2 protein-coding genes are annotated in these 1,369 nt (G+C 77.5%); both read right to left on the bottom strand.

The features are described from left to right. Positions 1-62: 62 nt before the first annotated feature. Positions 63-869, bottom strand: coding sequence for an indole-3-glycerol phosphate synthase TrpC (gene trpC / locus ACFV5N_RS27850; RefSeq protein ID WP_385605326.1), 807 nt, complete (start codon positions 867-869; stop codon positions 63-65). A 72-nt stretch (positions 870-941) separates the two neighbouring features. After that, positions 942-1,364 (bottom strand): DUF2752 domain-containing protein, encoded by a 423-nt coding sequence (locus ACFV5N_RS27845; protein ID WP_385605329.1) that lies wholly within the window; start codon positions 1,362-1,364, stop codon positions 942-944. Between the last annotated feature and the right edge of the window lie 5 nt (positions 1,365-1,369).

The following is a 1,369-nucleotide window of genomic DNA, read 5'->3' as shown; positions in this document are numbered from 1 at the left end:
GCGCGGGGCGGCGCCCCGGGCCAGCCGGGGGAAGTCGGTGGGAGCGGCGGCGGGCACGGTGCTCAGCGTCCGTGCCGCAGGGCCGGGTGCTCGCCGGCCGCGACCAGGTCGGCGACGGCGGTACGGGGGTCGCGTCCGGTCACCAGGGACTCGCCGACCAGGACGGCGTCGGCGCCCTCGTTGGCGTAGGCGATCAGGTCGTGCGGGCCGCGCACGCCCGACTCGGCGACCTTGATCAGGTGGTCGGGGATCTCGGGGGCGACCCGGGCGAAGGTGCCCCGGTCGACCTCCAGCGTCTTCAGGTCGCGGGCGTTGATCCCGACGATCTTCGCCCCGGCGGCCACGGCGCGCTCCGCCTCTTCCTCGTCGTGCGCCTCCACCAGCGGGGTCAGCCCGATGGACTCGGCCCGCTCCACCAGCGACACCAGCGCGTCCTGCTCCAGGGCGGCCACGATCAGCAGCACCAGGTCCGCGCCGTACGCGCGGGCCTCCCACAGCTGGTAGGAGGTGACCACGAAGTCCTTGCGCAGCACCGGGATGTCGACCCGGGCGCGGACGGCCTCCAGGTCGGCCAGCGAGCCGCCGAACCGCCGCTCCTCGGTCAGGACGGAGATCACCGCGGCGCCGCCCGCCTCGTAGTCGGCGGCGAGCCCGGCCGGGTCGGCGATGGCGGCCAGCGCGCCCTTGGAGGGGCTGGACCGCTTGACCTCGCAGATCACCCGGACCCCGTCGCCCTTGAGGGCGGCGACCCCGTCCCTGGCCTGCGGCGCCTTGGCCGCGCGCTGCTTCAGCTCGTCCAGGCTCACCCGGGCCTGGCGCTCGGCGAGGTCCGCACGCACTCCGTCGATGATCTCGTCGAGCACACTCACGCGGCGGCCTCCAGTCGTAAGGGATTCGCGGATCGATCGGACACACCGATGGTATCGGGCCCGGGGCAGAGGTTACGCCCCCGGCGGGAACAGCGGCAGATTGCGCAGCACGGTGAACGCCGCCACCGCCGCCGCCAGGGCCCAGCGGCAGGCGGCGGGTACGGCCGGCGGCCGCACGGGGCGGCCGCGCAGTTCGGCGACCAGCCAGGCCAGCAGGGCGGTGCCGAGGGCGAGGGCGGCGACCACGACCAGCGCGTTGGCGGCCAGCGCCTGGCCGGGCAGCCCGTGGGCCAGGGCGTGGGCGGCGCGCAGCCCGCCGCAGCCGGGGCAGTCCCAGCCGGTGAGGGCGGGCAGCGGGCAGGCGGGGTAGGGGGCGTCGGGCGCTCCGGGGTCCACGGTGGCGACCACGGCCCAGGCGGCGCCCGCCGTGGCGAGTGCGGCGAGCGGGGCGGCGGCCCGGCGCAGGCGGCGCGCGGCGGGGGCGGGGGGGGGCACGGGCT

It is taken from the genome of Streptomyces sp. NPDC059853, assembly GCF_042731495.1.
In the GTDB taxonomy this organism is placed as follows: Bacteria; Actinomycetota; Actinomycetes; order Streptomycetales; family Streptomycetaceae; genus Streptomyces.
The sequence above is the reverse complement of the archived record's forward strand: the minus strand, read 5'-3'. Positions and strand labels throughout refer to the sequence as shown.